This window comes from Fimbriimonadaceae bacterium, assembly GCA_019638775.1.
Lineage (GTDB): Bacteria > Armatimonadota > Fimbriimonadia > Fimbriimonadales > Fimbriimonadaceae > JAHBTD01.
Genome location: JAHBTD010000004.1, coordinates 29,305 through 55,160, shown reverse-complemented (window position 1 = coordinate 55,160; position 25,856 = coordinate 29,305). Strand labels below are relative to the sequence as shown.

At 56.3% G+C, this 25,856-nt stretch carries 22 protein-coding genes and 1 tRNA gene; 15 read left to right on the top strand and 8 right to left on the bottom strand.

Annotation, left to right across the window (positions count from 1 at the left end):
• Positions 1-70 precede the first annotated feature (70 nt).
• From aroA to KF784_14455, 3 genes are read right to left on the bottom strand one after another with little or no spacing between them, the layout of a single operon-like run.
• A complete protein-coding gene (gene aroA, locus KF784_14465; protein MBX3120265.1) occupies positions 71-1,348 on the bottom strand; it encodes a 3-phosphoshikimate 1-carboxyvinyltransferase in 1,278 nt (425 codons plus the stop codon).
• A 15-nt stretch (positions 1,349-1,363) separates the two neighbouring features.
• Positions 1,364-4,174, bottom strand: coding sequence for a UPF0182 family protein (locus KF784_14460; protein MBX3120264.1), 2,811 nt, complete (start codon positions 4,172-4,174; stop codon positions 1,364-1,366).
• 40 nt (positions 4,175-4,214) lie between these two features.
• On the bottom strand, positions 4,215-5,300 hold the full coding sequence (locus KF784_14455; GenBank protein MBX3120263.1) for a hypothetical protein: 1,086 nt from the start codon (positions 5,298-5,300) through the stop codon (positions 4,215-4,217).
• A 184-nt stretch (positions 5,301-5,484) separates the two neighbouring features.
• On the opposite strand from KF784_14455, the gene KF784_14450 reads away from it, so the two are divergent.
• From KF784_14450 to KF784_14440, 3 genes are read left to right on the top strand one after another with little or no spacing between them, the layout of a single operon-like run.
• A complete protein-coding gene (locus KF784_14450) occupies positions 5,485-6,456 on the top strand; it encodes a hypothetical protein (GenBank protein ID MBX3120262.1) in 972 nt (323 codons plus the stop codon).
• Positions 6,457-6,503: 47 nt separating this feature from the next.
• Positions 6,504-7,625, top strand: coding sequence for a chorismate synthase (gene aroC / locus KF784_14445; protein ID MBX3120261.1), 1,122 nt, complete (start codon positions 6,504-6,506; stop codon positions 7,623-7,625).
• Positions 7,622-8,413 carry a phosphate ABC transporter ATP-binding protein gene (locus KF784_14440; GenBank protein ID MBX3120260.1) on the top strand — a complete coding sequence of 264 codons (792 nt, stop codon included), beginning with the start codon at positions 7,622-7,624 and terminating at the stop codon, positions 8,411-8,413. The genes aroC and KF784_14440 overlap by 4 nt, the downstream gene beginning before the upstream one ends.
• Before the next feature lie 167 nt (positions 8,414-8,580).
• Here KF784_14440 and KF784_14435 read toward each other — a convergent pair whose 3' ends face one another.
• Positions 8,581-9,807 carry an MFS transporter gene (locus tag KF784_14435; protein MBX3120259.1) on the bottom strand — a complete coding sequence of 409 codons (1,227 nt, stop codon included), beginning with the start codon at positions 9,805-9,807 and terminating at the stop codon, positions 8,581-8,583.
• Between the two features lie 135 nt (positions 9,808-9,942).
• On the opposite strand from KF784_14435, the gene KF784_14430 reads away from it, so the two are divergent.
• From KF784_14430 to KF784_14415, 4 genes are all read left to right on the top strand, one after another.
• Positions 9,943-11,031: a glycosyltransferase family 4 protein gene (locus KF784_14430; protein ID MBX3120258.1), complete on the top strand. Its 1,089-nt coding sequence runs from the start codon at positions 9,943-9,945 to the stop codon at positions 11,029-11,031.
• 83 nt (positions 11,032-11,114) lie between these two features.
• Positions 11,115-11,474 (top strand): DUF393 domain-containing protein, encoded by a 360-nt coding sequence (locus KF784_14425; GenBank protein ID MBX3120257.1) that lies wholly within the window; start codon positions 11,115-11,117, stop codon positions 11,472-11,474.
• Between the two features lie 248 nt (positions 11,475-11,722).
• Positions 11,723-11,798 (top strand) — tRNA-Cys (locus tag KF784_14420).
• Between the two features lie 200 nt (positions 11,799-11,998).
• The gene (locus KF784_14415) at positions 11,999-12,268 is read left to right on the top strand and encodes a hypothetical protein (protein MBX3120256.1); all 270 of its coding nucleotides are present in this window, start codon (positions 11,999-12,001) and stop codon (positions 12,266-12,268) included.
• 160 nt (positions 12,269-12,428) lie between these two features.
• Here the strand turns inward: KF784_14415 and KF784_14410 are convergent, their stop codons facing one another.
• Entirely contained in the window at positions 12,429-12,617 is a 189-nt protein-coding gene (locus KF784_14410; protein ID MBX3120255.1) for a hypothetical protein, read from the bottom strand.
• Here KF784_14410 and KF784_14405 point away from each other — a divergent pair.
• The 3 genes from KF784_14405 to KF784_14395 are packed head-to-tail and all read left to right on the top strand — an operon-like array spanning position 12,600 to position 17,850.
• Complete coding sequence (locus tag KF784_14405) at positions 12,600-14,081, top strand: amidophosphoribosyltransferase (protein ID MBX3120254.1); 1,482 nt, start codon at positions 12,600-12,602, stop codon at positions 14,079-14,081. The two genes, KF784_14410 and KF784_14405, sit on opposite strands and share 18 nt — an antisense overlap.
• Positions 14,081-15,220, top strand: a complete 1,140-nt coding sequence (locus KF784_14400; protein ID MBX3120253.1) for a hypothetical protein — start codon at positions 14,081-14,083, stop codon at positions 15,218-15,220. The genes KF784_14405 and KF784_14400 overlap by 1 nt, the downstream gene beginning before the upstream one ends.
• Complete coding sequence (locus KF784_14395) at positions 15,190-17,850, top strand: hypothetical protein (protein MBX3120252.1); 2,661 nt, start codon at positions 15,190-15,192, stop codon at positions 17,848-17,850. The genes KF784_14400 and KF784_14395 overlap by 31 nt, the downstream gene beginning before the upstream one ends.
• Before the next feature lie 371 nt (positions 17,851-18,221).
• On the opposite strand, the gene KF784_14390 is transcribed toward KF784_14395, so the two are convergent.
• Positions 18,222-18,632: a response regulator transcription factor gene (locus KF784_14390; protein ID MBX3120251.1), complete on the bottom strand. Its 411-nt coding sequence runs from the start codon at positions 18,630-18,632 to the stop codon at positions 18,222-18,224.
• Positions 18,633-18,678: 46 nt separating this feature from the next.
• On the opposite strand from KF784_14390, the gene KF784_14385 reads away from it, so the two are divergent.
• The 4 genes from KF784_14385 to KF784_14370 all read left to right on the top strand — a co-directional run bounded on the left by KF784_14385 (position 18,679) and on the right by KF784_14370 (position 22,347).
• Positions 18,679-19,065: a nuclear transport factor 2 family protein gene (locus tag KF784_14385; protein MBX3120250.1), complete on the top strand. Its 387-nt coding sequence runs from the start codon at positions 18,679-18,681 to the stop codon at positions 19,063-19,065.
• A gap of 15 nt (positions 19,066-19,080) precedes the next feature.
• The gene (locus KF784_14380) at positions 19,081-19,611 is read left to right on the top strand and encodes a hypothetical protein (GenBank protein MBX3120249.1); all 531 of its coding nucleotides are present in this window, start codon (positions 19,081-19,083) and stop codon (positions 19,609-19,611) included.
• Positions 19,612-20,091: 480 nt separating this feature from the next.
• Positions 20,092-20,979 (top strand): hypothetical protein, encoded by an 888-nt coding sequence (locus tag KF784_14375; protein ID MBX3120248.1) that lies wholly within the window; start codon positions 20,092-20,094, stop codon positions 20,977-20,979.
• A gap of 120 nt (positions 20,980-21,099) precedes the next feature.
• A complete protein-coding gene (locus tag KF784_14370) occupies positions 21,100-22,347 on the top strand; it encodes a hypothetical protein (protein ID MBX3120247.1) in 1,248 nt (415 codons plus the stop codon).
• Positions 22,348-22,437: 90 nt separating this feature from the next.
• On the opposite strand, the gene flhA is transcribed toward KF784_14370, so the two are convergent.
• Entirely contained in the window at positions 22,438-24,522 is a 2,085-nt protein-coding gene (gene flhA, locus KF784_14365; GenBank protein MBX3120246.1) for a flagellar biosynthesis protein FlhA, read from the bottom strand.
• A 415-nt stretch (positions 24,523-24,937) separates the two neighbouring features.
• A complete protein-coding gene (locus KF784_14360; protein MBX3120245.1) occupies positions 24,938-25,438 on the bottom strand; it encodes a hypothetical protein in 501 nt (166 codons plus the stop codon).
• A gap of 36 nt (positions 25,439-25,474) precedes the next feature.
• Between KF784_14360 and KF784_14355 the strand changes: the two genes are divergently transcribed.
• Complete coding sequence (locus tag KF784_14355) at positions 25,475-25,816, top strand: YbjQ family protein (protein ID MBX3120244.1); 342 nt, start codon at positions 25,475-25,477, stop codon at positions 25,814-25,816.
• The last annotated feature ends 40 nt before the right edge of the window (positions 25,817-25,856 follow it).

Below are 25,856 nucleotides of genomic sequence, written 5' to 3'. Positions count from 1 at the left end.
GAGATTGGAGATTGGAGATTGACAGGGCACCGCAACACCGCAACACCGTAGCACCGTAACACCGTATCCCCTACAAAACACACAACCCCCACAGATCCTTCTCAAAATCAGGATAGCTCGTCGCGATTGCCTCCGCTCCTTTGATTGTTGTCGTCCCTTCCGCGATCAACCCCGCCACCGCAAAGGCCATCGCAATCCGGTGGTCCCCATGCGCATCAATCACGGTACCTGTCAGCTGCGTCGGACCGCTGATATCCATCCCGTCTTCGTGCGTCTCCACCTCGGCTCCCATCGCCCGCAGTCCTGCGGCAACCAGTTCGATGCGGTCGCTCTCCTTCACCCTTAGCTCACGGGCATCGCGGATGCGAGAGACCCCATCAAGCTGTGTCGCCAAAACGGCGAGGACTGGAATCTCGTCGATGAGCCGGGGCACCAATGCCCCAGAAATCTCAAACGGCCTCCCAACATCCACTGCACGAACATCGATATCCCCAACGGGCTCGCCCGCTTCTTCATGCTCGTTCTCCACAAAGTACGGGATCATCGCCTGGTCAAACACGTCCAGAATGCCAGTTCGAGTGGGGTTGACCCCAACATCCCAAAGCCTTAGATTCGCTTCAGGGATGATTGCCGCCGCGACCATAAAGAACGCCGCGCTGGAGATGTCAGCCGGGACGCTGAATTCAAAACCTTCCGGCTTTTGCCCACCCCTCAAACCGACCTTCAGATCATCCTCAAGCAAAGTCACACCCATCGCCCTAAGCATCCTCTCGGTATGGTCGCGGCTCTTGCTCGGCTCCATGACGGTAGTTGTGCCTTCTGCCCGTAGTCCGGCAAGCAGCACGCACGACTTAATCTGAGCGCTCGCAACGGGGCTGGTGTAATCGATGGGCTGCAAGGCATCCGAGCCGATAATGTGCAGAGGTGGCGTATCGCCCTCGACCGTCGCACCCATCAACCTCAGTGGCTCCGCGATTCGCTTCATTGGCCTACGTGAAAGCGAAGCATCTCCAATGAGCGTAACGTCCAAGCTCCGCGAAGCCAAGAGCCCGCTCAACAGACGCATGGTCGTACCGCTGTTGCCACAATCGAGCGGAGCGGTGGGTTGGGTCCAGTGCTCAGCGGGCGTCAAATGAACTTCGTGGTTGGAGACCCAGTCTGTGGCTAAACCCAGCTGTCTCAAGCAAGCGAGTGTTGCTTCGCAATCCTCTCCACGCAGGGGATGCTTCACCACCGACGGACTGTCGGCAATCGCCGCGAACATGTAGGCCCGGTGAGTAAGGGACTTATCCGATGGAACGCGTAGCTCCCCACGCAGGGAAGCAACACGCCCAACTTTTAGCTCCAATCTACTGTCTCCAAATCACCTGACCATCTTCTCAAGCGTTTCCAGCGCCTTCTTTTGCATCTCGCCGTATTTTGCCCAATCGCCAGCCCGCTGAGCTGTTTCAGCTTGCCGCAGATAGTCAAGCGCTTGGCGCAAGAGGGTTTGGTCTGCCGATGTCGAAGGTTCATTTCCAGCTGCAGGCTTCGTGCCAACTTCCGGTGGCTTCTGAGTCCTTGCTTGCCCGTTTGTGGTGCCCAGCAGTTGGTTCAAGGCCTGCTGATAGGTATCCGCGACGACCACGTTATCGTTCGTCGAAAGGATGACCTTGCGCAGTTCGGGAATCGCGGCGATGGAGCTTTGGATAAAGAGTGGTTTGACATAAAGGATGCTTTGTCCAAGAGGGACAATCAGCAGGTTTCCAGGGACAATCTTGCTCTGTTCGCTATTCAGCAGCTTGTTCAGATTAGCAATCTCATTGTCCTGATTGAACTTCGATTCGATCTGAGCAGGGCCCGGAATGTTAGACCCCTTGGGATACTTATTGAGAGAGAGCTTGCCATAGTTCTCAGGATCGCAGGGCGCGGCCAGCCACCCCGCCATATTGTTCTTTTGCCTCGGCGTAAACGGCAGAATCAGAATGAATTCGTCCTTAGGCGAATTCGGAAGCTGCATCTGCACATAGTAGGGCTGCATCGGTGCGCGCTGCCCCTCAAGCCCGATCTCGTGCGGCATCTCCCACGCATCCTCATTGTTCAAGAACGCAATCGGATTCGTGACGTGATACTGGACTAACTGGATCGCCTGAGCCAAGAACATGTCTTCGGGATAACGGAAGTGCTCCTCCAATCCCTTCGGCAAGCTGCCGATGTCCTTCACGAGGTTCGGATAGATCTTGCGGTAAGCCTTCAGAATCGGCTCGTCCGGTTCAATCGCATATGCCGTGGTTTCGCCCGAATATGCGTCAACTGTGACCTTCACCGAGTTGCGGATGTAATTGATTCTCCTGCCGCCATCGATGAGTTGATCGGAATAAGGGACGCTGCCGGAAGTCGTGTAGCCGTCCAGAATCCAGTAGAACTTGCCACCGAAAACCACCACATAGGGGTCCTCATCGAACCTCAAGAACGGATAGATCTTCTCGCATCTCTCCGTCACATTGCGGCGGTAAAGGATCCTCGAATCGGCAACGATGTTCGGCGAAACCAGCAGATTGCCATCGGAGAACAAGATCGAGAACGCTAGCTTAGCTAACAACCCACCGACCGGAACGCCCCGGTCGCCGGTCCACTTGTAAGTCTTCGATCCGGATTCGGTCTCAGTCGGGTAATCAAACTCGGGGACCTTGGTTTTCACCAAAGCGTAGGGGTCGACCTGGCCGCCTCCTGCATCTCTAAAGTCGCTGAAGTAGATTCGCGGCTGCTCGATAGGAATGTCAGGGATGCTAACAACTGGAAGGTCCTTGGCGATGAACGACGGTTGTCCAATCCTTGTCGCCGTGTTTGTGGGTGCCATCGCCACGCCGTAGCCATGTGTGTATTGCAAGCGCTGGTTGACCCAGTTCTGGGCTTGCGACTGCAAACCTTCGATCCGAACGTCGCGAGCCGCCACCATCACTTGCTGCTGCTTGCCGTTGATCACGTAGCGGTCAACGTCCACGTCATTGAAAGAATAATAAGTGCGGAAGCCTTGGAGGCTGTCGATAGAGCGTCGCAAGACTTCGGGGTCCCACAGCCTCATCTGATCCAGAGTCGGCTGAGATGCGGCGACCTCTTCGTCGGTCGGGCCAACTCGGACATTGGTCTCCGAGACCGCGATTGTGTCCAGGCCATACGCCCACCTCGTCATTTCGATAGCCCGCGTAGCATAAGGCGCCTCGACGTTCAGCTTGTTCGGATCGACTTTGAAGCGCTGCACCACCGAAGGCCAAACCGCAACTCCCAAGAACCAAACTCCAGCAAGCCCGCTCGCGATCCAAATTGCTCGTCGGAGACTGTCGGTCGACTTCATCATCAGCCAAGCGGCGATGCCCCCAACTGCGGTCAGCCCGCTCATCACCGTCACCATCTGAAGTTGCTGTGTGGCGGCGTATCCTGCGCCAAAGAACTGGGCGCTTTGTGTGACGGTGAATCCATAGCGGCTTAGCCAGAACTTGCCGGCCAGAGCCATCAGGGAAAGACCGATCAGGAACATGGTGTGGGCGTTCGATTGCCGCTGATCCAGCTTGATGTTGCCCGCCTTTGCGAGCGCGGCCAGCCCATAAGAGATCACAGCCGATAGGACAGTTGTGAGAATGATGATGCCAAACAGGAGTCCAAGCATCGCCTCCCAAAACGGCAGTCGAAAGACGTAAAAACTTAGATCAAGTCCAAACAGAGGGTCCGTCTTGCCAAAGGGAACGCTGTTCTTCCAAAGGAGATAGCTCTGCCACTCTCCCGCAAAGGCCGAAGCGTAACTGAAGCCAAAGACAAGAGCGATCACTTTCGGAGCCCAAGTTCGAGTTTGCACCCAGTCGAATATCTGAACAAGCGCTTGTTCGGTTGGTGATTCTGGAATTCGATTGAAAACGGGGGCGATCTTTAGCGCACGGCTTAAGTTCGCATAGATGAACAACACGCCAAACACGAAGGCGATAGAGAAGAGAAGCCCTTTCGTGGCATATCCGATCGTGAAGACTTCCGGGTGGCGCGCGTCGTGCGAGAACCAAAGGAAGTCGGTGTAGGGTCGCACAATGCTCATTCCAATAACAAGCAGCACGATCGCGGTGAGGCAACCAATGCCCGCCTTGGATGCTTTTCTTACGGCCTGCTGATCTGCAGGACTCTCAAACCTAAATCGTGTTTCGTCCATAAATCGTATCCCTGTGCTGCGTCCCTTGGGGCGCGTGCCATTATGCCTTACGGAGTTCGGGCAGCTGGCGTTCGGAAATCCACCCAACTACTTGCTCGGCATGGGCTAAACCCTGCCCAGCAGGACCGGGAGCGATGGAATCGAAGAAAGTTGGCATCCCCCACTCTTCCGCTAACTGCTCTGGAATTCGATCCTCGAATTCGATCCCGCCCAGGGTTAAGCAAGCAGCCGCCCACATTCGCGGCACTGTCCCTAGGTTGTACCCACCTCCGCCGACCGCAACAGTTGGTAGACCCAGAGCCTTCACTCTTCTCACGGCGCTCACCCAGTCCTGCGCCGTGGCTTGAATGTGAGCGAGTGGGTCGAGAAAATGTGCATCCGTTCCCATCTGCAGCACAACGGCCTCCGGATTGAACGCCTCAACCGCAGGAAGTATGCCCTGCACAAACGCCCACAGCCACACGTCGCCTGTTGTCCTTGGCATCAACGGAACATTGACCGATGTCCAGGTTGGCCCAACCTCGTCCACCGCACCCGTACCCGGATAGAGCGTGCGCGGGTCTTGGTGGATGCTGCAGGTGAGCACTCTCGGATCATCCCAAAACAGAACCTGCACACCGTCGCCGTGGTGAACGTCGATGTCGATATAGACAACTCTGGAATACTTCTCAAGAAGAATCGACACGGCTATCGCCGGGTCATTAAGAATGCAAAAGCCGCTGGCATGATCTCTCTGTGCATGGTGAAGGCCACCGGCGATGTTGAAGGCGAGCACGCTTCCGTCCCTCACGTTTTCGGCAGCGCGTACCGTTCCCCCAAGGTAAGCAAGCGAAGCTGTGTACATATCTTCAAAGATGGGATTGTCAGCTGTCCCAAACCCTGCCGCCGAAACAACCTCAGAGGGTAAGCGCTCGCCAGAGCTTAGCTTCGAAACGATGTCCAGATAACTCTCGGAATGAACCCGAAGGGCATCTTGACGGGTGGCCAAACCGGGGTCAAGAACGGGTGTAACGCCGAGAGTTTCAAGTAATAATAGGGTGCGGCGCAATCTTTCGGGCTGCAAGGGGTGTTGCCCGCCAAAATCGTAGCCGAGCATTCGAGGGTGGTAATAGAAGTTTTCAAGCACGGGTTTGAAGGATTGTCTAGATATCTTCGGGTGACGCTAGCAAAATTGCGCCATTTTAGGAAAATACACAAAAAATACAATACGGATGCATAGAGTCGGTGTTATGATGCTTGGTAACCGGGGGCTGGTGGCGTCTTCACTATGGCATCCCGTGGTTAGACCTGTCTAAGCAAGTTGAACGGTCATGGAACGTTGGATTGGCCCATATCGGTCTGTTGGGGAGCATTGGCTTCCTTCTGCCGAAGTCTTGGAACTACGGCGGCGTGCTCGCAAATATGTGATGCTCGGTCGCGTAGTGTTGTGTGCCGCGTTCCTGCTCATGTTCGCTTGGGCTCTGGTCTCGTTGTACGCACTCGTCTTCCATCAAAGTCTCTGGTATGAGCAGCGCACCCTCGTATTGTTTTGGATCGTTGGCGGCATTCTCGCTCTTGTCGCAACGGCGTGGGGTGGATACAGGCTTGTCAAGATCGGGCAAGGGAACAGATGCGAAGCTCTGGTCGGGATGTTCGAGCGTTTCGTTTTGACGGTTGACATTGAGAGCGTTCGGCAGACTTTTGGAATCGACGAAAGTTCGATTCGAGAAGGTATCCCTCAGGACGCCCAGTCCGATCTCTACATCGACGTCTATCCTATTTCACAACGCATTCGCACCATCAACGGCGCGATTGTCAACGGCTACCAAAAAGCCAATATCCGCACAGTCGCTCCAGCTCGCAGACGCGATGGCGAAGGATTCCCAGCCCACCTCGCTGCCGAAGCTGGCCCGATGTTCCTGCCGAAGTTCACACGCTATCTCAACGTGTACGAACGCTCCGAACTGCGCGCTATCGTTTTCCGTTTCCTCAGAGCAAAAGTCGCGCCTTGGGCTATCGCCGGTCTGATGTGCGGCGCGCTAACCGGCCTTGGTTTGGCTTGGATGCCCGCCGTGGTCGATACCTTGGCCTACGTCGCACTCATCATCACTTGGACCTGTTTCACAACCGTCGTCTATCGCAGTTACCAACTCGTTCGCGATCTGCGTTCGAGCGTGGTTGTGGAAGTCGCCGCCAATGAGAAAACAGGCGCCGGAAGAAACGACGATCCGCTCGAAGTGCTTCCACATACGCAGTGGGTTTGGACACGCGATGGTCAGCCCGCACCGTGGCGAAAGTCTTAGGGAAATCCCTTCCCAGGCCACAAACCCGCAGGTAGACTCCAACCTTCATGGGCAGCAGCTTCGGCACCATTTTCCGCATCACCACATTCGGCGAATCGCATGGTGGCGGCGTTGGCGTCGTCATCGACGGTTGCCCGTCGCTCCTTCCAATCACCGAAGCCGAAATCCAGTTCGAACTCGACCGACGTAAACCCGGACAGAGCAAGATCGTCACCCAACGAAAAGAAACGGACACCGTCGAGATCTTGAGCGGCATCGAAAATGGAGTAACGCTCGGCACCCCAATAGCCCTGCTCGTCCGCAATGAGGACGCCCGCAGTCGCGACTATGACGAGATGCGTGACAAGTTTCGCCCCAGCCACGCCGACTTCACCTACGACGAAAAATACGGCATCCGTGCCTGGTCGGGGGGCGGCCGTGCCTCTGCTCGAGAGACCATTGGGCGCGTCGCCGCAGGGGCCATCGCCAAAAAGCTGCTGAGATTGGGGTGGGGGGTTGAAGTCCTCGGTTGGGTCTCAAGAGTCTCCGACATTGAGGCCAGCGTAGACGAATCCAGCGTGACCCTAGAACAGGTCGAGAGCAACATCGTTCGCTGCCCCGATACCGCAACTGCCGAACGCATGATCGCCAAAATCGAGGAGACCCGTAAGGAAGGGAATTCTCTCGGAGGCGTCGTCCGGTGCATCGCCCGAGGAGTCCCCGCCGGATGGGGAGAACCCGTTTTCGACAAACTCGAAGCCGACCTCGCCAAAGCCGTGATGTCCCTGCCTGCATGCAAGGGCTTTGAAGTGGGTTCTGGCTTCAACGGAACTTACTTAACCGGGAAGGATCACAACGATGAGTTTTACGCCGACGATGACAAGCACGTCTACACGCCGACAAACCGAAGCGGAGGCATTCAAGGCGGAATCTCAAACGGTGAAACAATCACTCTGAATGCCGCATTCAAGCCCACTGCGACCATCCTTCACGAACAGCACACCGTGAACGTTCAAAGAGAGAATACAACGCTCGCAGGGAGGGGTCGGCATGATCCATGCGTCCTGCCAAGGGCTGTCCCGATGGTCGAAGCTATGGTAGCCTTGACTTTAATCGACCACGCCTTGCGCCAAGAGGCGGTGCGTTTACAATTCCTTAACCGAGACAACTCAGAATCAAGAGGAAAATGACCTTGCAAGCTGTGGCCGAACGTCCGATTATCACGGAGCCGAAAATTGTCGCCGAAGGCGTAAATTTTTATTACGGGAGTTTTCACGCGCTAAAAGGGATCGACATTCAGGTTCCCGAGCGCAAAGTCACCGCTCTTATCGGACCCTCGGGCTGCGGAAAATCCACCTTCCTTCGATGCATGAACCGGATGAACGACTTCATCGACGGCGCACGCCTCGACGGAAAAATCACGATTGACGGGTCGGACATCTACGACGCCAGCGTCGATCCCGTCGCCTTGCGCAAAAGCGTCGGGATGGTTTTCCAAAAACCCAACCCATTCCCAAAATCTATCTGGGAAAACATCGCTTATGGCCCCCGAATCCACGGCATTCGCAACAAGTCAACGCTGGATGACATCGTCGAACACTGCCTAAGAAAAGCAGCTCTGTGGGAAGAGGTCGAAGAGAAGCTGACCCAAAGCGCGCTTGCTCTCTCAGGCGGTCAACAACAAAGGCTCTGCATCGCCCGAACGCTCGCTGTTGATCCTGAAATTATCCTCATGGACGAGCCGTGCTCCGCGCTTGACCCCATCGCCACATCCCGCATCGAAGACCTGATCTTCGAGCTAAAGGATCAGTACACGATTGTGATCGTGACCCACAACATGCAGCAAGCTCAGCGGGCGAGCGACCTCACCGGGTTCTTTATGCTCGGCGAATTGGTGGAGTTCAACACCACACAAGAGCTGTTCTTGAACCCGAGGATGAAGCAGACCGAAGACTACATTTCGGGAAGATTTGGATAGCCGATAGCATCGGCGATTTTAGATTTTAGATTTTGGATTTGGGATTTGGGATTGCTATTCGTCACCCTAATGCTCCGCTTGTCCTGCGCTCTTTCATGGTCGAGTTCTGATCGCTGATAGCTGGTAGCTGATCTCCGATAGCCGATCCCCGATCTCCGATCCCTCCCCTATCCCCTCGCCACCGATCTTACGAGTGAGGCATGCACTTCGTTAAAGACCCTTACCCGCGTCCATCCCCAAACCGCGCCACCCAACACCACAGTACCGGCAATGACAAAGGCCACCGGAATGGAGACAACTTGGGCTACATAACCAAGAACAAGCGTTCCAAAAGGCGACATGCCCGAAAGAGCCCATAAATGCATCGCCAGCACACGTCCGCGCAGACGATCCGGGGCAATGATTTGGAAAAGCGTGTTCGTGATGTTGAACTGCATAATCGCCGAGAACCCAAGAATGGCGAATGCAGGGAAGGCCACTAAAGGGGACCGCGCTAAGGCCATCACCAACAAGCCCACCGCAAAGGAGGTCATCGCCACGCGCACCATCATCGCACGCCCAAACCGATCTCCAAACAGGCTCACGACAAACAATCCGACGACAGCGCCCACCCCGACCATCGTGTAGCAATGTCCCAAGCCTTGCTCGTCCAAGTGCAGCATCTTCTTGGCAATCGCTGGCATCTGCGCGATATAGAACAGACCGAAGCTGCTCACGATCGCTTCCATGATGAAGAGAGTGCGAAGCTTGCGGTCTCGCCAGGTGAAGTGCATGCCCTCTGTCACAAGGTCACGGATCGGCTGCGGCTCTCGGGGCGAGGCATGAAGATCGGCACGGATGGCGAGGACGCCAAAGATGAGGGCAAGATAGCTGATGCCGTTGATGCCGTAACACATTGAGGGCCCAAACTTGGCGAGCAAGAGCCCACCGATACTTGGGCCAATCAAGCGAGCTGTGTTAAACGTCATCGCCTGCAAGGGGATGGCCGAGGACAAATCTTCGGGCGGCACCGTCCGACTGACGATGGACTGCCGCGTCGGCATCTCCAGAGTGCTCGTAAGGCCGTTGATGAGGGCAATCGCCAAAATATGCCAGTACTGGACAAACCCGTAATTGGTAGCAAAAGCCAGATAGATGGCGCTAAAGGAGTATATGAGCTGGCAAGCGATCAGAATCTTTCGCTTGTCGAACATGTCGGAGATAGCGCCAGCGGCAGGTCCGAGCACAGAAACGGGCACACTTTGAAAAAAGGTAACCAGCGCGAGCATCGACTCTTGACCAGTCAGCTCGTAAACAAGCCACCCTTGGGCGACATTTTGAATCCATGAGCCCATGAAGGACAGGAATGCGCCTGTCCAGAGGAGTCGAAAATCGCGATGCCTAAAGGCCCGCATGACCTTGGTTTACCTGATGTAAAGGTCATTCTTTAGTAGGCGGTCCTTTATCCTCAACCGATAAGAGGCTTAGTAGAGGGCTTAATCGTCCTTCTGGTAGACTTGCCAGCACATTCAGGCTAGGGAAGGGAGACATTGAGCGCGGAAAAGCCGCTTCGAATATTGCAAGTCGTGTCGAGTTCGGCGACGTCCGGTGCCGAACGGCATGTTATTAATCTTTCCGACCTTCTACGCCGGAATGGGCATCACGTTGAGGTTGTATGCCCACCAGGTTGGTTGCCTGGGTACCTCGAAGCCCACGGTATTCCCGCCCACGTATCCCACATGAGAGGCCAGGGATGGTTCCGCACGCTCGGCTTGGTGATGCGGAAAATCCGTGAGTCGGAGATCGACGTCGTGCATTCCCACCTCACGCGGGCAACTTACTTTGGAGCCATCGGTGGTGTGCTTCGCAAGACCCCTGTCGTTGCCTCTGTTCACATCGGAAATCACGACCAGATTTACAAGCGGATGTGCCACGGCAAGAACCGCCTCGTTGCCGTCAGCAACTACGTGCGCGGTCTTCTGCACGGTCGCGGCATCCACGACCGTTTTATCGACACCGTCTACAACGGAACCGACTTCGTTGACATCGCCCCCGCCTCCGCACTTGAAGTTCGCTCGGAGTTCGGCCTTCAGCCCGACCGCAAAGTCGTCGGCCTGATCGGACGGGTTTGCCGAGAGAAGGGGCACCTCATCATGGTGGACGCGATGCAGCAGCTTCGGGATAGCTATCCCGACGCCCACGTGATGTTTGTAGGCCGGGTGGAGCAGCAGTTTGAAACCGAAGTCCGCGCAGCGATCCGCGATGCAAACCTTCAAGACCGCATCACGATGACTGGGGTACGACACGACGTTCCTCGTCTCCTCGATGCTGTTGATTTCACCGCGATGCCCAGCGAACGAGAGACTTTTGGAATCGCCGCAATAGAGGCGATGGCGCGAGCCAAGCCGGTTGTGGCGAGCAGAGTTGGCGGTTTGATGGAGGTTGTGAGGCATCAGCAAACCGGACTTTTGGTTGACCTGCGCCCCGAAGCCCTTGCCGAGGCGATGGCTTATCTTCTGGAGCACGACAAGGAGCGCGAGAAGATGGGCGAAATGGGCCGTAAGCTGGTTCAGGAGAAGTTCACCCTCCAGCGAATGTTGGAAAGTCTGGAAACGGTGTACAACAAAGCGACGGAGTAGCTTGTTGTGCCCCTTCCAAGACGACCTATTCGACCTATAACATACACGACATATCGTCGTATCACCGTAGAATAAAGGCGAGCATGACTTGGAAGCTCTTTTATGACGGCGGATGCAACCTTTGCCACGTGAGCAGGCTTCGCGTGGAGAAGTGGGCAGAGCGCGCCAAGCAACCTATGGTTGTGGAAGTTTTGCAGGGCGATGAAGCGCTCCAAAAAGGCTACAGCGAGCATATGATCGTCGAAGCAGATCGCGTGTATCAGGGCTGGGAAGCCTGGTTCCTGCTTCTTACCATCACCCCTTGGTATCTGCGCTGGATGTCCTGGCTCGCAAAGTTTCCACTGACGAGGCCGTTTATGAGGTGGACTTATAAGCAGGTCGTCAAATACCGTTATAAGTGGTTTGGCACACGCGAGTGTCAGATTCCGCAGAAGAAAGCGTAAGGGTTTTGGATTGAACCTGATTGAGGATAACGGTTCAAATCGGACTTTAGATTCTTGGGTTTGGAGTCGGTCGAGTCGGAGTTCACCAGGTCGGCGCTGCGTCGTGACTCCCAAGGAAACCACATCCGTTCGATCCGGCAGCCAACGAACCTAATAATCCAATCCAAAATCCAAAATCTAAAATCCAAATTCGACTGTCCCAAGCGTCCTGAATTGTTGCTTGCCGTAAGGTATCCTCTGTCCTCAATGGCGTCGTGCCCAAGTGGTTAAGGGGTCGGTCTGCAAAACCGTTATTCGCCGGTTCGAATCCGGCCGACGCCTCCAAGTTTTTAGCAAGCCATCAGCGATCTGCGATCAGCCATCAAGTATCAGCACGCCGATAGCCGATAGCCGATAGCTGATAGCTGATAGCTGATCGCTGATTGGTCTCAAAAATAGGACTCCTTGCGGTGGGTAGCCGAGTTCCGGTATCCTTTCAAGTCGCGCCTCACGGAGTCTGAGGAAAGCAAAAAGAGGTTTTTATCATGGCAAGGGTCTGTCAAGTCAGTGGAAAGAAGGCGAACAACGCAAAGCACATTCGGCACCGTCACTCGGGCCAATGGAAATTCCGAGCGCCGAAGAAGAATCGCCTCCAACTTCCGAATCTTCAGACCGTTCGCATCAAGACTCCGAACGGCACCGTCAAGCTTCAAGTTGCGACTTCGGTTATCAAGAGCGCCGAGTTTCAGGCCGTCGTGGCAGGCGTCAAGCCCATGCCGAAGCGATGGCTCCGCAAGCCGGGTTACGACAACTAAGCTAACCTGACGGCAGATTAAGATCGGACATCAGTATCTGATGTCCGATCTTTTTTTGTGGGCTTAGGTATAGCTATCGGAAGTCGGCAATCGGCTATCGGCTATCGGCTATCAGCTATCAGCTATCGTAAATTGTAATCACGGCGCTTGCTTCTCAGATTCAGAGTGTCGGATCATTCACTCGCTGATCGCTGATCGCTGATCGCTGATCGCTGATCGCTGATCGCTGATCGCTGATCGCTGATCGCTGATCGCCGCCCGCTGCCCGGCGATCCCCGCCAACAGTCCAGCCAGATTGTCCTAAACCTCGCTGAACGAATATACTGGCGGTGTGGACCCGATCGATCACGATGATCGCCTTAAAGAGGAGTGCGGGGTTGTCGGCATCTATTCACCGGAACAGGATGCGGCACGTGTAGCTTTCTTCGGGCTTTTTGCACTCCAACATCGGGGCCAAGAGTCGGCAGGAATTGCCGTCAGCGACGAATCGGTCGTTCGTATGCACCGTGGCGTCGGACTTGTGAGTCAGGTTTTCGACGAACCCAATCTTGCCGGCCTGCCGGGGCATATCGCCATCGGCCACACCCGCTACTCTACAACGGGGGCGAGCGTGCTCCGCAATGCTCAGCCTGTCTATTGCCAATCCCTTGTCGGTGACATCGCCGTAGCCCACAACGGCAACCTGATCAACGCCATCGAGCTTCGGCGAGAAATGGAGGCCGAGGGCGAGATGTTTGACAGCACGAGCGATACCGAAGTGATCGCCCGCCTGCTGGTGAGGCACCTCGACAAGGGACCAGAGGCTGCGGTTCGAGTGCTTCTTGAAAAGGCGAGAGGGGCTTATAGCTGCACGGTGCTCCTCAAAAACATGCTGATCGGTTTTCGCGACCCCCACGGTATTCGCCCTTTGAGCGCGGGCATTTTGGGTGACGGTGGCTATATGGTCGCCAGCGAAACGTGTGCATTCAGCCCGATTGGCGGGGTGCCGACCCAAGAGCTTGAACCTGGAGAGATGGTGCTTATCGACAAAGACGGGATGCAGTTCATTCAAGTTGTCGAGCCGGAAGCCCACGCCATGTGTATGTTCGAGTTCATCTACTTTGCCCGCCCCGACAGCGAGATGTACAACACGCTCTTGTACACTGCCCGCGAGAGAATGGGCGAGGGCTTGGCGAGGGAGCATCCGGTGGAGGCCGATATCGTTATTCCTGTCCCAGATAGCGGGGTGCCCGCCGCGTTGGGCTATAGCAGGGCCACGGGAATCCCCTACCGCGAAGGGATGATGAAGAGCCGCTATATCCACCGTACCTTCATCCAACCTGACCAGAAAATGCGCGAGATGGGTGTGCGAATGAAGCTCACGCCCCTTGAGGATCACATTAGGGGCAAGAGAATCGTGCTCGTAGACGACTCCATCGTTCGTGCGACAACCACCCGCCAAATCGTCAAGATCCTCTTCGACCAAGGCGCCGCTGAGGTCCATGTCCGCATCACCGCGCCACCCATCAAATGGCCCTGTTTCTACGGCATCGACATGGCGAGCAAGGGCGAGCTCGCGGCTGCCGTCATGACAGTTCAGGAAATTAAGGACCACATAGGAGCGACTTCGCTGGGCTATCTCTCAATTCCTGGGGCGGTGCGCGCCGTTGGCAAGAAGAGCGACAAGTTCTGTTTGGCTTGCTTTAGCGGGGAGTACCCCATTCCTGTGCCTGAAAAAGTCCGTAAAGATGCCTTCGAGCATCCACCCGAAGTTGGCGAATTTGCGACGGTGGCAAGCGGACAGCCGAGGCTCATCGACGTTGAGCACGAGTAATGCGTCGAGTCATTCTCATCGTTCCAGACTGGCTCTCTGAGCCCGATGGGGAGTCGGTTTTGCGCCAGCCGTTGCCTGCGCTCGATCGTCTTGCAGAGATTGGGCAGATCAGCAAGATCTCGCCGCTGCAAGAAGCCAGCGTTCCGGAAGCGGCGTACTTGGGGATGAACCCCTACAACGTCCATTTGGCACAAGGGCCTCTCACGGTCAGTGCGTTAGGGTATGACCCACCATCAAAATCATTGCATTTTGATATCATTTTGATGTCATTTGTGGAAGGCGGAATTCTAAAGAAGATCACGCATCAGTTACCGACCGATCTGCCCACCGAAATCATCACACTTCTTAAAAAGTTGGACACCCGAAAGCTCACTTTGCTTGAGGGGTTTGACACCAATCATGCCTTGGTCTGGGAGGACGCTTCGAATGATCTGCACTGCCATGCTCCCGAGCAGGCAAATGGAAAGCCCATGTCATCCGTGCTACCAGAGGGTGATGGCGATGTGGTTTTGCGTCGATTCATCGACGATTCAATCAATATTCTATCCGAGCAGGATTTCAATTTACGACGTATTGATGAGGGGCTTGAGCCCATTAATGTAGCATGGCCTTGGGGGCTCGGATACCGATATCCGGTGCCGAATCTTTTGCTCAATACCGGCCCCGTACAGGTTGAGAGTCCAAGTTTGAGAATGGCGGGGCTTGCACGCCTTGCCCGATATAAGCATGGAGATGTCCGAGGATTTGGGCAGGGAACTGCGGTTCGGCTGGAAAGCACTCTCGAAACGACACGAAAGCACGGCTGCTCCATCGTTATGCTGCCAAACATCGCGGCGTTTAGGGCTGCGGGCAAGCTGGAAGAGATGGACTGGCTCACGCGTGAGTTTGATCGCAGGTTCTTGATGCCGCTCGTGGAGGAGCTGAAGGAGAGCGAACTGCGAATCAGTTTGCTCGCACCTTCAACGAATCCGAGCGTACATCCCGGCCTAATGATCGCCGCCGAGTCCCATCGCCATGGTGAAAACGTCTATCCTTTCGATGAGAGGTCGCTCGACGAACGGTTGATCCCAACCAAAGACGTCTGGCAGGCTGTGGAGGATGGAATACGATGGGTGGTTGGATACGAAGGACAGGGATAGTTATTGCACTTGCGAGTTTTGCATCCGCCACGACGATCCAGACTTCAGACACTCAAAAGGCCCTCGATGACGCCCTGTTTGTGGCGAATGCGAGTCGAGAAAACCTGCGCTATCCACGAGTCAATCCAGCCGATAAAGAGACCCTCCCTTTTGTTGCTGCCGTTATGCACGACCCGCTCGCTGGCATCGACACGCTGACGGGGCTGCATCAAAGGGCATCGCGACCCATCTCGCAATTGTTGCTGCTGACTCGGCGCGAAGTTCTGGGAGACGCCTCTGACTCTCCTCCGGCCACGATTTTCATCGACGATGCCGTACCGGATGCCGTCCCAACTGAATTCCGGGCCTCGATGCAGCGTCTTGCCGGTGCGATACAGGCCTCGAATACGGCGGTAAACAGCGCTCTTTCCAAACTCTCCAGCGAAGAGCAACGATCTCTGATTGAGTCTTTGCCCCAATGGGCGGCTGGTGAAGACGTGAAGTTTGACTTTGTCAAGCAGAAGCCACTCTCGATGCAAGCTATGAGGAATCTGCTTGGGCGAGTCGACTTACCGCTTTTACGGCGCACGGCTGAGAGTCTTGCGGCCGTTGTCGAACGAGAGATCGGCACTCTGAAGCAGTCTGCCGGTTCCACGCGATTCTTGGGCCGGGTCGAGGGCAGGATAGGCAATATCCCGTTTGTTCTTGCGGGGAAAGGCGACAACGTTCACAACGAACGCGGGGCGATGCTGACCGTTGACCTTGGTGGCAATGACCGCTACATCGGACGTCATGGAGCAGGCATTGGGTATGCGTCAGTTTTTATCGACCTGGACGGGGACGACACCTACGATGTGCCCGACGCCAGCGCGGGGGCAGGGTTGCTTGGGATTGGGCTGGCCTACGATTACGGTGGGAATGACACATGCCGTGGCAAGAGCCTCTGTTTTGGGGCGGGGCTTGCCGGAGTGGGGGCTTGGTACAAGGTTGGCGGTGGTGACGAGTATCGCTCCGACTCGCTATCTCAGGGATTTGGTTACTTTGGAATCGGAATCTGCGAGGATAGTGGGGGCGTCGATGTGTATACGGCGCAGACTCATTCGCAGGGGTCGGCGCGGACGAGGGGCGTGGGTTGGCTGATCGACGCGGGCGGCGACGATGTTTACCGGGCGCTCGGTCGGGAAAGCAACAGTCAGGGCGCGTCGAGCGGGTTCTATGGCTGGGCTCCCGAGGCGGCTGGAGGCGTTGGATTGCTGACCGACCTGAAGGGTTCCGACGACTACCGTGCCAGCGACAATGCTCAGGGCAGCGGCACCGAGCGCGGGCTTGGATCGCTTTACGACGCCGAGGGCAACGACACCTATTCGGGTGGCACTTGGTGCCAAGCTTCGGGAAATCGCACCGGCGCGGGCTATCTCTTCGATTCCACTGGCGATGACCTGTATGCAAGCTTGGGCGGATCTTGCGCGTTTGCGGGTGAGGAGAGTGTTGCCGTGCTAGAGGATCGAGCCGGAGCGGATCGCTATTCCAGCCTTGGGCCGAGCATTGTTTCTGCTTTGCCATCGGGGACGGCGCTCTTGATCGACGGGGGCGGTGTCGATGTATTTGCCGCAACCGCTGGGAATACCTCGGGCTCAGGATTTGCGCTGTTAATCGACCTTGGCACGGCCTACCGCTTGGCGAGTGAGTTTGGCGGTCCCCGGGCGTCGAGCTTGGCGGGAGGGCTGCACTATTCGGTGCCCGGTGGAGCCGCTGAAGACGATACGCAGTCTATTCCCCGAATCACAGCCCAGGCCAACTCCCTTCCGATGCCATTGACGGGGGAGATGGAGCTGATTTTCTCAAGGGCGACACAGCGGGCTAAACCGGAAAACCTACTAACCATCGGGGAGGCGCGAAACCGGCTGGTTGGCATCGGCAAGAATGGCGTGGTTTGGATGGTTGAGCGTAAGCTTGCTGGGGCATCGGAGGCGGAGCTGCAGGTGATCGGCCTGGTCGCACGGACGAGCGGGACGGAGGCGATCAACGCCGTTGTTCTTGCGGTGAACAGCTCCGATGATGCCGTCGCGGTTGGTGCGCTGCGAGTTTCGGCAGCCTATAGGTTTAGCGATGCGGGGGCGTTGCTCAAGTCGGCGCTTGAACGTCCGGCACTGCAATCAGAGGCGATTCGGACCGCTCGCCGATTAAGAGCCATTGGCGTTGCGCCCGAGTTGATGATTCTCACAGCCAACCAAAATCGCTGGCTTGCGCGCATTGCTGCCGATGCGTTGGCGGAGATCGCTGACCCAGGCAGCGTCGGCACAGCGCAGGCATTGTTGAGTTCACCGGAGTGGCCAATCCGGGCGGCTGCCCATCAAGTTCTTTCTCAAAACGCGGCAGTCGCTTTTCCGATCGCCCGGGCGATGGCATCGAGCGGGCTTGAGAAAGAGGCGAGACTTGGCCTGGAACTACTTGGACGGATTGGGTCGGCGGAGTCTCTTGCTGAGGCGGCAAAGGGGTTGAAGGATCAGCGTCCCGGTGTGCGGGTGCAGGCTCTGCTTGCGTTGAATGGACGGTTTCCGAAGGATGCGTTGCCGCAGCTTGCGGTGTTGCGCGAGGATGGAGATTTGCGGGTGCGGCTGGTCGCGCAGAGCGTGGAAGTGGGGCGGTAGGGCAAGTCGATTTTGGATTTTAGATTTTGGATTTTGGATTTGGTGAGGTGTGAGGCGTGGGGTGTGGGGCGTAGGGCGTAGGGCGCTTAATGATAGGTCGTATAGGTCTTGTAGGTCCTATAGGCCATATTTTCAATGGGGTGCCAACCTCCTGCCGGCCACTTGCCGACCACCTGTCGACCACCTGCCGACAACGTGCCAACCTCCTCCGACCACTTGCGACGACTTGTCGACCACCTGTCGACCACCTGCCGACCACCTGTCAACCACCTCCCAACCACCTGCCAACGCTCCCCAGACAACCCCCATCCAAAGATGGATACCATTCCGCGTGGAAAAAGCGTAACTTATCGCTAAGAGCTAACAAGCGCCTATTTTGGAAAGGCCGCTGCGATGGCAGCGCGGTTTGAAAATCCCGTCTTTTCCAAGATACGGTGGACGTGATCCTTGACTGTACCGAGGCTGATGCCGAGGCGGACAGCGATCTCCTTGTTGGCAAGGCCTTCGGCCACGAGCTTGGAAATTTCAAGCTCGCGGGGCGATAGGAGGGACTTTAGCGCAGGGTTAGGACCGGCAGAAGAACTATCAAAAACGACAAGGGGATGCCCAAGTTTCTCTTGAGCTCGAAAGTCGATCGTGACATGACCGTCAAGGTTCATTCCACGAACGATATCGACAAGTTCAGATTGGGGAAGCTGGGTAGAACCTGATAAATTCACGATGCTGACCGCATCGCGCAGTTTTGATAGGGTTTCGTCAGAAAGTTTGCGGTCTTTATCCATTCGCTGTCCCAGACGTTTATTATAGGCGGGAAGGAAACAACCAACCATGAGTGTGTCACCGATTCAGAGACAGAAGATTCAAGATGTGTTCGACGCGATGGAGGCAGGAGTTGCCGGAGAGGCAAAGATTCTCGGCGCCTTTACGCAAGATGCCGTGATGATTGAGCCATTCAGCGGGGAGGGCGTTCCGGCAAAGGTAGAGGGCCTGGACGCGATCCGAGGGTGGTTCATGCACTCGGCTGAGGGCGGCGGTCCCCAAGACCTCAAACTCACCATCGACCGGATTGATATTGCCGGAGATGGTTTCCGTGTGGATTGGACCTGCGATTCGGCGTCGTTCCCGACGAAGATGGAGGGCCACGATATCTTTAAGTTTGACGGTGATAGGGTCAACTACTTTGAGATCGTCGTGACCAAGTGGCCGGGGCATTAAGGGGAGATTCAGATCATGATGATGAAGACAAAGATATTCGCGGCTGTTCTCGGGATTGCGCTCATTGGCAGCTCTTTCGTGTTTGCACGCGCCGACGAATCGGTTCAGGCTAAGGCAACGATGGCAAAAGTTGACGATTTGAAGTGGATGACGGGGAACTGGTCCTGTGAAATCTGGGGCGGCATTTTTGAAGAGTATTGGATTTCACCCGCTGGGGGCTCCATGCAGGGCACGGGTCGATTGGTAGCCGACGGCAAGGTCCAGTTTATGGAGTACATGTCGGTGGAGACCGGAGCTGACGGAAAGCTGACGATGTATATGCTTTTGGGCGCGCCCAGCAAGGGTGACAAGAAGCCGTCGCCGTTTGTGCTCACGAATGTGAAGGACGGAGCGTATACGTTTGAGAATGCCCAGAACGACTTTCCGACCCGGATTATCTATGCGAACAAAAAGGACGCTCAAGGGGCGTTGATGTACGTTCGGCTGGAGGGGAAGCAGGACGGGAAGGATTCGGTTGAGGAGTTTAACTTCCGGAAGATGAAGTGATCCCCTTTGGGGATGGCGGGCTTGTGTTGGTAGTCCTCTCCCAAGAAGGGGGAGGAGACTCTCTGGTCTATAGTTGGGGGATCGACGCTCGGAGCGGCAGACCTGTGAGTTTCGTCACCCTCACCCCTGCCCCTCTCCCATCAAGGGAGAGGGACATTCGCGAGTTTGTGCCGGGGTTGAGGTGTAGCCTCCACCCTTTGGGAGAGTGGAGGCATGGAAGACGGTCACTGAGGACAGTGACCCTCCAGTCGTGTTTCCGAATCGCGGGGCGGCTAAGGCTAAGGAAGCGGTTGTCGTCACCCTCACCCCTCTCCCATCAAGGGAGAGGGGATTCCTAGACCAGAGTTGAGGAATGGCGGTTTGGGAACGACAGCTTTGGCGGTATTCGTCACCCTCTCCCCATGCCGCTCTCCCATCAAGGGAGAGCGGATTCCCAGGTCCCGGAACCCCTTGCTGCGTGAAACGTTAGAATGATTTGACATGCGGCGAATGTGGATTTTCGGCATTTTGGCAGGGGTTGTCCTTGTGTCTGGCTGTGGCAGCGGCTCCTCGGCGAAGGCGGAGACGCCGGAGGCGGCAAAATCGAGAGCGGTTGAAGTGACCCTCACGAAGGGCCAGCCTGTACAACTCATGCTTGCCAAGCGGCTGGACGCGGGAAGCTGCAAGCAAGGTGATTACGTGCCTCTGCTGGTTGCGGAAGATCTCCAAGATGCGGCTGGGAATATCGTTTTCCCCCGTGGATCGGTGGTGGACGGGGAAGTAACGTGGTCGCGAAGTGAAGGAACTCTGAGCGGGGTGATGGGCCAGCCAGCAAGGCTTGAGATCAAGCTCAAGGGGCTGAAATTAGACTCTAACCATTTTGTTGCGCTCTGCGCCGACGCTGACGACAGTGAAAAGGCTTACGCCTTTAACCGCTCGAATACAGGAGTGGCGGGCACAGAGAGCACTCGGTTGGAGCAGCTTCTTCAAGAAGAGGTCAGTCGGCAAACCTTGGAGAAGGTGTCGATGATGTTCAACGGAGAAGATGTTGACCTCGATTCTGAGGAGAGCAAGGCCGCCCTTGATAGGATTGCGCAGGAGCTTGGCTTGAACCAAACCAAGCGCACAGTGGAATCGGGACGCTCGGGCATCTCGGGTGTGAACGACTCGATCCGCCAATTGCAGAAAGGCAACTTGCTCACGCTTGCCAATGGTGAAGGCGCGCTTGCGCTCGGAGCGGTGATGGAGCTCGCGAATTTGGCGGGACAGGTCGGCGGGAAGCTCTCGGCGAGTTTGAAGGGTCGCACGATTAGGGCTTATCCGGGTACGAGGCTAACGGCTTATGTGACGGAGGATTCTAAGGTGACGATCTTTGTGCCGCAGTCGTAACTTTGTGGCTAACTAAGCGAAGTCATGTCAAGGAATTGTTAAGCTCGCTTCCACGAATACCCAGACTCGTGCTTTCTCGCGCCGATAGGGCCGGTTGGGACGTCTTATTACCATCCACGGATGGGAAATAAGAGTTCGTCGCTACTGTATGGTTTGTGTTTCGGCGGCGGGGCCGCGCTGTTGGTCCTTGCGTTCTTGCGGCTGTTTGGCGTTGGGGCTGGCTACAGTCTGGGTTCTTCGGCGTTTGCGGCGGGGCTGATTCTCATTGTTGGTGGGGTGATAGCTAAGCGGACTTTGGAGCGCGTCCAGCATCGCCTTGCCCAATCGAACAAGGAGTTGGACGGGACAAAATCTCAGCTTGATCAGCAGCGTCGTGCCATCGACGCGCTTGCCGACGGTCTGGAAACCGGCATTTTGATTTGCGATCAACGAGCTCAGATTCTGTATGCCAATCGCACCGCAAGTGAGCTTTTTCAGTTTGTAAATCCGGTGCGGAAGTCGATTCTGCAGGTTTCGCTGTCGTACGATTTGGAGCAGTTTATTTTGCAGATCGCAGCGGAGAAGCAGGACGGACGGCAAGAGTTTGCTCTGAGTTATCCGAAAGACCGGATCGTGATTGTGAATGCTTGGCCCGACCCGAATGAGGACCGTGTGTTTGTGTCGATCTACGACATCACCGATCTTCGGAGGCTTGAGAGGATTCGGCAAGACTTTGTGGCGAACGTTTCTCACGAGCTTAGGACACCGCTGGCGAGCATTCGCGCTATGGCAGAGACATTGCTTGATGAGCCGGATGCAGAGCTTGAAAAGCGCGACCGCTATTTGGAGAAGATGATCGCCGAGATAGATCGGCTGACGCAGCTTTCCAGCGAGCTTCTTATTCTCAGCGCGGCGGAGTCGAACCCCGTGCGGAAGCAGGCTGCCGACCTCGCCCAGATTGTGAATTCGGTGGTACAGCAGTTGGAGCCTAAGGCGACCGCAAAAGGGATTCAGCTGAGTTGGGAAGGGCCAAGTTCGCTGGTGATTGAGGCGAACACCTCGCAGCTGACGCAGATCGCGATTAATTTGATTGAGAATGCGATCAACTATACGAATGAAGGGACCGTTCACGTGGAGCTTTCTGAAGAGGGCGGGAACGCGGTTCTCAAAGTTACGGATACGGGAATTGGGATTGCGACGGAGCATCTGCCCAGGATTTTTGAGCGTTTCTATCGGGTGGATAAGGGGCGCTCAAGGACTGTTGGAGGAACGGGTTTGGGCCTGAGCATTGTGCGTCACTTGGCAGAATCGCACGGCGGGCGGGTGACTTTGGACAGCACGCTTGGGCAGGGGTCGGTGTTTACAGTTGAGCTGCCCGTTGGGGAGTAGCCGGAAGCGAGAACGATGTTTGATTTTGGGTTTTAGATTTTGGATTTTGGATTCTGATGGCCGATAGCTGATAGCTGATAGCCCAGTTCGCTACGCGGCGCGGACTTGGCCGACAAACTCGACGTCGGCCTTCTCGCTGATTTCGGTATAGGCAAGAACGCTGAGGCCTTGCACGTACTTGTCGACGACTCGCTTGAGGGGAAGGCGAAGCTGGTTGCTGCAGAGCAGAACTGCTTGATAGCCGTTCGTCATGGCTCGGTCCACTTCCGACTTCAGATTGTCAACAATGGTCTTTTGCTCGCCGGGTTCGAGAACGAGCACTGAGCCGTACGTGGTGACATTCACCTTTTCGGCGAGATCGCGTTCAAGTGATGGCTCAAGCGTGATGCAGTAAAGCCGGTTGCTATCGTCGAGGAACTGGCGGGTGATCGTTCTGGCGATTGCAGAGCGTACAAGTTCGCCAAGCTGGTCGGGGTCTTTGACGCGCCCGCCAAAGTCGGCCATCGTTTCCAGAATCGTGACCATATCACGGATCGGCACTTTCTCGCGAAGTAGGTGCTGGAGCACCTTTTGAATGTCGCCAACCTGCAGGACGTTCGGGACGAGTTCGGTAACTACCGTTTCATTCTGCGCCTTCGCATTTTCGAGAAGTTGCTGGACGTCTTGTCGGGTCAAAAGCTCTGCGGAGTGGGATTTGACGACTTCGCTGAGGTGCGTTGATAGGACCGCGCACGGTTGGATGACGGTGTAACCGGCGCGCTCCGCCATCTCGGCCTGACCCTTGTCGATCCACAATGCATCGAGTCCAAAGACGGGGTCTTTGGTTGTGTTTCCGTGGATCGGGAAGAGCACGTCGCCGCTGTTGACGGCAAGGCACATTTCGGGATGGACTTCCGATCGAGCGACCTCTTCGCCACGGACCTTGAGAACATATTCGCTGGGCTTGAGGTGGATGCTGTCGCGGATTCGTACGGTGGGCATGACAATGCCGAGTTCGATGGCAAGCTGCTTTCGGGTGGACGTGACGCGGTCGGGCAAGTCTCCCCCAACCCGGGGGTCGGCGAGCTTGGTGAGGTTGTAGCCGATTTCAAGTTCGAGCGGGTCAACGGTGAGGAGCGGTAGGACTGCCTCGGGTCCCGCGGGCACGGCGGGAACGTTTGCGGCTTTGGTCGCAGCGTCCTGCTTGGCTTTGGTTTCTGGGCTGTCGAAGGCTTGAATGGCATTCGGGTTCTTCTTCATGAACTGGGCCAAGGCGATGAGTCCGCCCCCCATGAGAAAGAAGATCGTGGCCGGGAATCCGGGGACGAGCCCCATTAGCGAGAGTGCGATGCCGGAAAACTGAAGCGCTTTTGGCTGGGCAAGAATCTGACTGGCAAGCTCGCCACCCATGCTGCGCTCTTGTCCGGCACGTGTGACGAGAAGACCGCTTGCAGTGGAGATGAGCAACGCAGGAAGCTGAGCGACAAGGCCTTCGCCAACGCTGAGAAGGGCGTAGGTCTTTAGGATCGTCATCGCGTCGCCGCCACCTCGCATAAAGCCTACGGCGAACCCACCGATGATGTTGATCAAGATGATCAGGATGGCGGCGATGGCGTCGCCCTTGACGAACTTGGAAGCGCCGTCCATCGCGCCGTAAAAGTCGGCTTCCTTTTTAATCTGCTTTCGACGGTCGCGAGCTTCGTGCTCGTCGATCATTCCTGCGGCAAGGTCGGCGTCGATAGCCATCTGACGTCCGGGCATGGCGTCCAAGGTGAATCGGGCGGCAACTTCGGAGACGCGGCCCGCACCGTTTGTGATGACGACAAATTGAACGATGACCAAGATCAAGAACGCGACGAATCCGACCACGAAGTCGCCGCCCATGATGAGGCTGCCAAACGTTTCGATCACGCGTCCGGCTTCGCCAGTGCCTAGGATTGCTTTGGTTGCGGCGATGCTGAGAGCCAGACGCAAGAGCGTGGTCATCAGCAACATGCTGGGAAAAACGCTGAACTGGATCGGGTCGGTGGCGTTGACCGCCGACATGAGGATGAGCACTGAGGCCGCGATGCCGATGACCAGACCGAGGTCGATGGTCCAGTGGGGGAGCGGCAGGATGAGCATCGCCACGATGGTGATGAGGCCTATTCCCAGGAGTAGGTCGGTATGTTTGAGAATCTTGGCGATTGAATTCATATCCAGCCGTTGAGGCAGAAATGGGCCTCATTGGTTGTATCGGCACATTTGCCGGGGTTTGGAGGGAATCGCGACTTTGGATTTTAAATCGTGAATCGTGAATCGTGATGCGTGATGAGCGGGGAGCGGGGAGCTGGGAGCTGGGAGTGGGGAGTGGGGAGTGGGGAGTGGGGAGTGGGGAGCTATCTGAACATCCCAGTCGGCATTGTGTGCTTTGCGAGAAAGGGGCATCCGAGTGGTTTTCTTGTTTCACGCAGAGTGCGCAGAGAGTGACCTAAGTGATGCGTGATCGGTGATCCGTGATCCGTAATCCGTAATCCGCGGGCCACCTTCTGTAGCCACAGCTCGCGTCGCGTTTGCGAATTCTGCGAGAAGAGGGTGATCCGTGATCGGTAGTCTATCATCCACGGTCCGCCTACACCTCAAACTCAGGCATGGGCGCATGCTCCTTCCAGTACAGCGCGATCTGCTCTTCGCACCAGGGAACGAGCTTTCTCTTATAGTGCGGGTGATCCCAGCTGCATCTCTCAAGAAGGTCTTCCAGATACAGCGCTTCCTCGCGAAGCTCGCTCTGTTCTTGCCCATAGCTTGCCGAGGCAAACGAGCGGGTCGCCTGCCAAACATCGATCTCTCCGCAAGCGACCTTCCATGCAAGCTTGTCTCGTGTGCGACTGAGTGCCGTCGGAGAGTCTATCTTGGGCGCGTTGAACTCCTCGCATAGTCGCTGCAGATAAGGTTCGATCTCCGCTCTGTTCATCTCTCGATGGGTAGCCAGATGGTACAGCGTCGGTGTTTCATAGCCCATGCACAGGAGGCGGTTGGCGACCTCATACACGTCAGCGGCCATGCCGCCTCTGATCCTGAGTTCGATCAGCTCCTCTAGTATGGGATTCTTCAGCTTCGGCGGGGTGCTCATGCAGGACTCCTTTGGAAAAGGAGAGAACTCTACCCTATGGCAGACATTCACCAGTGGGTCACCACGGCGAACCATTTCGACGGCTATCGGGTCAAGCAGACCCTCGGCGTGGTGCGCGGGGTTACGGTGCGCTCTCGATCCGTGATCGGGAACTTCGGTGCGTCGATCCAGACGATCTTCGGCGGCAACATCACGCTCTATACCGAGCTTGCCGAGCATACGCGCAAGGAAGCCTACGAGATCATGATCCGGCACGCGCAGGCGGTCGGGGCGAACGCGGTTCTGGCGATGCGTTATGACGCGACGGAGATTGCTCATGGGGTGACCGAGGTGATCGCATACGGTACGGCGGTGGTGCTGGAGCCGGTTGGGGGATAGCGTTGGCAAGTGGTCGGCAGGTGGTTGGCAGGTGGTTGGC

Excerpts from the sequence above, each read along its gene's own strand:
- KF784_14460 (MBX3120264.1), bottom strand. The coding sequence starts at position 4,174 with ATGGACGAAACACGATTTAGGTTTGAGAGTCCTGCAGATCAGCAGGCC.
- KF784_14450 (MBX3120262.1), top strand. The coding sequence starts at position 5,485 with ATGGAACGTTGGATTGGCCCATATCGGTCTGTTGGGGAGCATTGGCTT.
- aroC (MBX3120261.1), top strand. The coding sequence starts at position 6,504 with ATGGGCAGCAGCTTCGGCACCATTTTCCGCATCACCACATTCGGCGAA.
- KF784_14440 (MBX3120260.1), top strand. The coding sequence starts at position 7,622 with ATGACCTTGCAAGCTGTGGCCGAACGTCCGATTATCACGGAGCCGAAA.
- KF784_14435 (MBX3120259.1), bottom strand. The coding sequence starts at position 9,807 with ATGCGGGCCTTTAGGCATCGCGATTTTCGACTCCTCTGGACAGGCGCA.
- KF784_14425 (MBX3120257.1), top strand. The coding sequence starts at position 11,115 with ATGACTTGGAAGCTCTTTTATGACGGCGGATGCAACCTTTGCCACGTG.
- KF784_14415 (MBX3120256.1), top strand. The coding sequence starts at position 11,999 with ATGGCAAGGGTCTGTCAAGTCAGTGGAAAGAAGGCGAACAACGCAAAG.
- KF784_14400 (MBX3120253.1), top strand. The coding sequence starts at position 14,081 with ATGCGTCGAGTCATTCTCATCGTTCCAGACTGGCTCTCTGAGCCCGAT.
- KF784_14395 (MBX3120252.1), top strand. The coding sequence starts at position 15,190 with ATGGGTGGTTGGATACGAAGGACAGGGATAGTTATTGCACTTGCGAGT.
- KF784_14390 (MBX3120251.1), bottom strand. The coding sequence starts at position 18,632 with ATGGATAAAGACCGCAAACTTTCTGACGAAACCCTATCAAAACTGCGC.
- KF784_14385 (MBX3120250.1), top strand. The coding sequence starts at position 18,679 with ATGAGTGTGTCACCGATTCAGAGACAGAAGATTCAAGATGTGTTCGAC.
- KF784_14380 (MBX3120249.1), top strand. The coding sequence starts at position 19,081 with ATGATGATGAAGACAAAGATATTCGCGGCTGTTCTCGGGATTGCGCTC.
- KF784_14375 (MBX3120248.1), top strand. The coding sequence starts at position 20,092 with ATGCGGCGAATGTGGATTTTCGGCATTTTGGCAGGGGTTGTCCTTGTG.
- KF784_14370 (MBX3120247.1), top strand. The coding sequence starts at position 21,100 with ATGGGAAATAAGAGTTCGTCGCTACTGTATGGTTTGTGTTTCGGCGGC.
- flhA (MBX3120246.1), bottom strand. The coding sequence starts at position 24,522 with ATGAATTCAATCGCCAAGATTCTCAAACATACCGACCTACTCCTGGGA.
- KF784_14360 (MBX3120245.1), bottom strand. The coding sequence starts at position 25,438 with ATGAGCACCCCGCCGAAGCTGAAGAATCCCATACTAGAGGAGCTGATC.
- KF784_14355 (MBX3120244.1), top strand. The coding sequence starts at position 25,475 with ATGGCAGACATTCACCAGTGGGTCACCACGGCGAACCATTTCGACGGC.